This window comes from Pseudonocardia pini (assembly GCF_013870575.1).
Taxonomy (GTDB): domain Bacteria; phylum Actinomycetota; class Actinomycetes; order Mycobacteriales; family Pseudonocardiaceae; genus Pseudonocardia; species Pseudonocardia pini.
On sequence record NZ_JACBXB010000336.1, the window covers coordinates 1 to 5803 of the forward strand.

Sequence of the window (5803 nt, forward strand, 5' to 3'; positions counted from 1 at the left end):
GAAGACGTCCTCGACGGGCATGAGGAACGGCTTCTCGGTGTCGCGCTCCGGCTCCGGGACCTCGCGGACGTCGGACAGGTCGGTGTACTGCAGCTCGAGCTGGCGGGCGGCGGCCTCCGCGACCCCCTCGTCGTCGAGGTCCGGGCGCGCCTCGCGGACCGTCGGGTCCGACGGGCGGCCGTGGGCGACCGCGAGGACGGCCGCCGGATCGGCCCCGTACTCGCCGGCCCAGGTGTGCCAGGCCCGTTCCACCGCGGCGTCGGAGTCGACGAGGGTGCCGTCCATGTCGAACAGCACGGCCCGGAGATCGTCGAGGTCCATGGGGTCACGGTAGCCCTCCGGAATACCCGGCAGGGGTATCCGGGTTGGGCGGGACATGGACGACATGACCTACCGGATGGCCGAGGGCCGGCTCGCGGGCGGGCGTCCCCTCGAGGCCCTGTCGATGCTCACCCCGCGGAGCGAGGAGCTGCTGGAGACGGCGGCGGGCGCGATGCTGCTGGGTCGGGCCTACTACAAGTCCGCGCAGCTCACCCGCGCGGAGCGGACCCTGGAGCGGGCGGTGGAGCTGGCCCCCACGGACTCCTTCGCGCGCTACCTGCTGGGCCGCACCCTGCAGCGTCAGTCCCGCCACGCCGAGGCGCTCCCGCACCTCCGCCTGGCGGCGGCCCAGAACCCGGCCTACGCCGAGGACCGCGACACCTGCGCGGCCCGCGTCTCCTGAGCACACCGACCACGGCGATGTCCGACTCGCGCGTCGAAACCGGGGGACTCGCGGGATGTCTCCGCGAGTCCCCCACTTCCGACGCGCGAGTCGGACATGGGGGTGCGCGAGTCGGACAGCGCGTGGCGGTGTCAGCCGACCAGGGCGGGGGCGGGGTTCTCCGTCGTGGTCTCCGCCGCGGGGTCGGAGAGCAGGGGGCAGGCGAGCCAGGGCTCGGGGATGCCGAAGGCGTCGACCAGGAGCCGGGCGTGCGGGCGCAGCTCGGCGCACAGGTCGTTGACCGCCGTGGTGACGGCGCGCGACTCGGCCGTGGTCAGCCTCCCGTGCTCCAGGTACCAGGCCCGGTCCCGCTCGATCACCGACAGGGCGTGCAGGTCGCACACCCTGCCCAGGAGCTCCCGCACCGACGGGTCGGAGCGCTTGATCCCGGCCACGAACGCGTCGAACACCAGGGTGTCGACGTGCGCGCGGGCCGCCTCGAGCAGGTGGTCCTGCGCGGCGTTGAAGATCCCGAACTGGTCCGCGCCCTTCTTCAGCGCGGGCCGCAGCCGCCGCGCGACCCCCGCGAGCAGGTGGTCCGACCGGTCCGCGATCAGCGCGCGCTGGCCCGCGCGGGAGCGGGGATCGAGACCGCGCCCCGGGATCCGGATGCGGTTGAGGCCGGTGCGTTCGGCGACGGCGTCGACCGCCTGCTCGCCCAGGAACCGCGCCAGGTCGACCTTGGACAGTCGCGAGACGGTCTTGCCGTAGTCCCCCAACAGGTTCTTCGCGAGCAGCTGGAGCAGGACGGTGTTGTCGCCCTCGAAGGTGGTGAAGACGTCCGTGTCCGCCTTGAGCGCGGGCAGGTGGTTCTCCGACAGGTACCCGGCTCCGCCGCAGGCCTCGCGGCAGGTCTGGATGGTGCGCGTGGCGTGCCAGGTGCTGACGGCCTTGAGGCCCGCGGCACGGCTCTCGAGGTCTCGCTGGGCCTTCTCGTCCGGGGTCGCGCCGGGCTTCTGCAGCCGGTGCATCTCCGCGACCATGTCGTCCTGGGCGTAGGTCAGCGCGTAGGTGGTGGCCAGCAGCGGGAGCAGCTTCCGCTGGTGGGCGCGGTAGTCGAGGATCGCGGTCTCCTGCCCGGTGGCGGGATCGGCGAACTGGCGGCGGCGCTCGGCGTAGCGGACCGCGAGTGTGAGCGCCTTCTGCGCGGCGCTGCCCGCCCCGCCCGCCACCGAGATCCGACCGCGGACCAGGGTGCCCAGCATGGTGAAGAAGCGGCGGCCCTCGTTCTCGATCGAGCTCGAGTAGGTGCCGTCCTCGGCCACGTCGGCGAAGCGGTTGAGCAGTGCCTCGCGCGGCACCCGGACGCCGGAGAAGGTCAGCCGACCGTTGTCGACGCCGTTGAGCCCGGCCTTGTGCCCGCAGTCCGAGATGGTGACCCCGGCGGCGGGCGTGCCGTCCCTGCGGATGGGGACGAGGAAGGCGTGCACCCCGTGCGTCGAGCCCTGGGTGACGAGCTGGGCGAACACGACGGCCATCTCGCCGTCCCGCGCGGCGTTGCCGATGTAGTCCTTGCGCGCCCCCGGCTCCGGGGTGTCGATCACGAACTCCTGGCTGTCCGCGTCGTAGGTCGCGGTGGTGCGCAGGTGCTGGACGTCGGACCCGTGGCCGGTCTCGGTCATGGCGAAGCAGCCCAGCAGCTCGCCGTCCATGATCTTCCGCAGGTACTCGTCGTGGTGCCGGGAAGTGCCGAGGACCTGCACGGCGCCGCCGAACAGGCCCCACTGCACCCCCGCCTTGACCAGCAGCGACAGGTCGCCGTAGCCGAGCGCCTGGAACGAGGTGACCACGCCGCCGACGTCCCCCTCGCCGCCGTACTCGGGGGAGAAGCCGCGGTGCGGCTGCCCGGTCTTCGCCAGCGCGCGCATCAGCTCGAGCACCCGCGCGCGGTACTCCTCGCGGGACAGGTCCGGGTCCGCCGGGGTGAAGCGGGCCATCTGCTCGCGGACGCTCGTGCGGACATCCGCCCAGCGCCCGTCGAGGCTGCGTTGCAGGAGTTCGGGGTTCATCGGGTTCCTCCTGTGGCGAGACCGGCGAGGCCGGTCCAGGCGAGGTCGGTCAGGTGGGCGGCGAGCTCCGCCCGAGTGGTCCCGTCGGGGCGGGCGAGCCAGTCGTCCGCGGCCCCGCGGACCATGCCGACGACGGCGTGCCCCCAGATCCGGGGCGCGGCCGCCGCGGGCAGGTAGGTCGAGATGACCGTCGCGACGTGGTCGCCGATCACCGTGACGAGGTCGGCGATGGGGTCGGCGGGGTCGCCGGCGTCTCCCACGAGCAGCGGGCGATGGACCACGAACCGGTACACCTCGCGGTCCGCCTCGATCGTTCCGAGGTAGGCGGCAATCCCTGCGGCGACGGCGGCGTGCGGTCCGGCGCCGTCGGCGAGGGTCCGGTCCGTCGCCCGACGGATCTGGTTCACCAGCACCTGGGCGACGGCGTCGCAGACGGCGACGTAGAGGCCGGTCCGGTCGCGGAAGTGCCGGTAGACCGCGGTCTTGCTGGTGCCCGCCGCGGCCGCGACCTCCTCCATGCCGACGCCTGCACCGTGGGTGCGGATGGCCTCGACGGTGGTGGCGACGAGCTCCGCGCGGCGCTGCTCCCGATGGGCGTCCCACCGGGAGTCGCGGCGATCCCTCGTCACGCTCATGGATCCCACGGTACCGTGTACCGTGGGTACTGGCTACTGATGGGTAACCCGATCGAGGAGGGCACGTCCGATGGCAGCTTCTGGCTCAGCGCCGCGCAGGGCCGCGGTGATCGGGGGCAACCGGATCCCGTTCGCGCGCGCGAACGGCAGGTACGCCCGGGCGTCCAACCTGGACATGCTCACCACCACGCTCGACGGGCTGGTGGCCCGCTTCGGGCTCGCCGACGAGCGGCTGGGCGAGGTGGTCGCCGGCGCCGTGCTCAAGCACTCCCGGGACTTCAACCTCACCCGCGAGGCGGTGCTCGGCTCGCGGCTCGCGCCCTCGACCCCGGCCTACGACGTCCAGCAGGCCTGTGGGACGGGCCTCGAGGCCACGATCGCGGTGGCGAACAAGATCGCACTGGGGCAGATCGAGAGCGGCGTGGCGGGCGGGGTGGACACCGCGTCGGACGCGCCGATCGCCGTGAACGAGGACCTGCGCAAGGTGCTCGTGGCGCTCAACGGTGCCCGGTCGCTGCAGGCCCGGCTGAAGATCCTCGGCAGGCTGCGGCCCGGCCAGATCGTGCCGGAGATCCCGCAGAACTCCGAGCCGCGCACGGGGCTCTCCATGGGGGAGCACGCGGCGGTCACCGCACGCGAGTGGGGCGTGTCCCGCGAGGCGCAGGACGAGCTCGCCGCCGCCTCCCACCGGAACCTCGCCGCCGCCTACGAGCGCGGCTTCTTCGACGACCTCGTCACCCCGTACCTGGGCCTGACCAGGGACGACAACCTCCGTCCGGACTCGTCGGTCGAGAAGCTGGCTCGGCTCCAACCCGTCTTCGGGAAGGGGGACGGCGCCACCATGACCGCGGGGAACTCGACCCCGCTGACCGACGGCGCCGCGCTCACCCTGCTCGGGTCCGACGAGTGGGCCGCCCGGCACAAGCTGCCGGTGCTGGCGCACGTCGTCGACGCCGAGACGGCTGCCGTCGACTACGTGCACGGAGGCGGAGCTCGCGGAGCCGACCATCCGCACGGGCGCGACGGGCTGCTCACCGCGCCGGTCCACGCGGTGCCGCGGCTGCTGGAGCGCAACGGGCTCACGTTGCAGGACTTCGACTTCTACGAGATCCACGAGGCGTTCGCCTCCACCGTGCTGGCCACCCTCGCGGCCTGGGAGGACCCGGGCTTCTCGAAGGAGCGCCTGGGGCTCGACACGCCGCTGGGCTCGATCGACCGCTCCCGGTTGAACGTCGTGGGGTCCTCCCTGGCGACCGGTCACCCGTTCGCCGCGACCGGCGGGCGGATCGTGTCGACCCTGGCGAAGCTGTTGCACGAGAAGGGCTCCGGCCGCGGGCTGATCTCCATCTGTGCCGCGGGTGGGCAGGGTGTCGTGGCGATCCTGGAGGCAGCGTGAGCACCGACCGGTTCCGTGACTTCTCCAACGGGCCGCTCGCGAAGCGGCTCGGCATCCCCCGGGTCCCGGTGCTGCGGCGCTTCGAGCCCGGACAGCCCCTGCTCGCGGGTCCCGCGCTCGTCGCCGGGTCGGGGCGGTTCGCCAAGTCGATCGCCGCGCTCGTCACGGAGGAGGGCTCGCGGGTCGTCGAGGAGGCCGGCGAGGAGAAGCTCGCCGCCGTCGTCCTCGACCTGACCGACGCCACCACGCTCGAGGACCTCGCCGCCGCCCGCGCGGTCCTGCAGCCCGCGGTCCGGCGGATCGCCCCGTCCGGGCGGGTGCTGCTGCTCGGCCCCTCGCCGTCCGATGTGGAGGGTGTGGAGGCGGCCGCGGTCTCGGGCTCCGCCGTCTCCTTCTCGGTCAGCTTGTCCGCCAGGCAGGACGAGAACTGGCCGATGATCTTGTCCGCGACGTCCGAGATCACGCCGCGGCCGAACTGCGCCGGGCGGCCCGTGATGGTCATGTCGGTGACCATCGTGACCTCGGTCTTGTCCGGACCGTCCGCCGTCATCGAGCCGGTGACCGTGGCCTTCGCGGTGCCGTTGCCCCGTGAGTCGCGACCGGTCGCGTCGATGACGACCCGGTGCGTGGCGTCGTCCCGCTCGACGTAGGTGCCCTTGCCCTTGTAGGTCAACGAGATCGGGCCCAGCTTGACCTTCACCGTGCCGGTGAAGGAGTCCCCCGTGTACTCGGTGAGCGCGGCGCCGGGGAAGCAGGGCGCGACCGTCTCCGGGTTGTTCAGGGCCGCCCACGCGTCCTCGATGGGCGCGGCGATCGTGAACTTGTTCTCCAGCTGCATGAGCTTCAGTCTCCTCTGTCGGCGAGCGCCCCGTTGCCGAAACGCCCACACGCCCGCCCGGAGGCCGGGCGGGCGCGTGGTGGGTCTCGCGGGTGTCCTATCCGGCCGCCGCCAGGACGGCTCGGCCGGTGAGCACCCTGGCCAGGTGTTCACGGTAGTCCG

At 73.0% G+C, this 5803-nt stretch carries 5 protein-coding genes and 1 pseudogene; 2 read left to right on the forward strand and 4 right to left on the reverse strand.

The annotated features are described in order from the left end of the window. Positions 1-321 (reverse strand): HAD family hydrolase (locus tag H5J29_RS18710; protein ID WP_376768548.1); only part of this gene is annotated, 321 nt, incomplete at its 3' end. Between the two features lie 55 nt (positions 322-376). Here H5J29_RS18710 and H5J29_RS18715 point away from each other — a divergent pair. Then, the gene (locus tag H5J29_RS18715) at positions 377-724 is read left to right on the forward strand and encodes a CDC27 family protein (protein WP_181782251.1); all 348 of its coding nucleotides are present in this window, start codon (positions 377-379) and stop codon (positions 722-724) included. A 131-nt stretch (positions 725-855) separates the two neighbouring features. Here H5J29_RS18715 and H5J29_RS18720 read toward each other — a convergent pair whose 3' ends face one another. Further along, a complete protein-coding gene (locus tag H5J29_RS18720) occupies positions 856-2772 on the reverse strand; it encodes an acyl-CoA dehydrogenase family protein (RefSeq protein ID WP_181782253.1) in 1917 nt (638 codons plus the stop codon). After that, the gene (locus H5J29_RS18725) at positions 2769-3407 is read right to left on the reverse strand and encodes a TetR family transcriptional regulator (protein WP_181782255.1); all 639 of its coding nucleotides are present in this window, start codon (positions 3405-3407) and stop codon (positions 2769-2771) included. Before H5J29_RS18725 ends, H5J29_RS18720 begins: the two co-directional genes overlap by 4 nt. Before the next feature lie 70 nt (positions 3408-3477). Here H5J29_RS18725 and H5J29_RS18730 point away from each other — a divergent pair, with 70 nt between their 5' ends. After that, positions 3478-4803: an acetyl-CoA C-acetyltransferase gene (locus H5J29_RS18730; protein WP_181782256.1), complete on the forward strand. Its 1326-nt coding sequence runs from the start codon at positions 3478-3480 to the stop codon at positions 4801-4803. Between the two features lie 460 nt (positions 4804-5263). Here the strand turns inward: H5J29_RS18730 and H5J29_RS18735 are convergent. Then, a pseudogene (locus H5J29_RS18735) lies at positions 5264-5641 on the reverse strand (SRPBCC family protein); the annotation flags it as partial. Between the last annotated feature and the right edge of the window lie 162 nt (positions 5642-5803).

Excerpts from the sequence above, each read along its gene's own strand:
- H5J29_RS18715 (WP_181782251.1), top strand. The coding sequence starts at position 377 with ATGGACGACATGACCTACCGGATGGCCGAGGGCCGGCTCGCGGGCGGG.
- H5J29_RS18720 (WP_181782253.1), bottom strand. The coding sequence starts at position 2,772 with ATGAACCCCGAACTCCTGCAACGCAGCCTCGACGGGCGCTGGGCGGAT.
- H5J29_RS18725 (WP_181782255.1), bottom strand. The coding sequence starts at position 3,407 with ATGAGCGTGACGAGGGATCGCCGCGACTCCCGGTGGGACGCCCATCGG.
- H5J29_RS18730 (WP_181782256.1), top strand. The coding sequence starts at position 3,478 with ATGGCAGCTTCTGGCTCAGCGCCGCGCAGGGCCGCGGTGATCGGGGGC.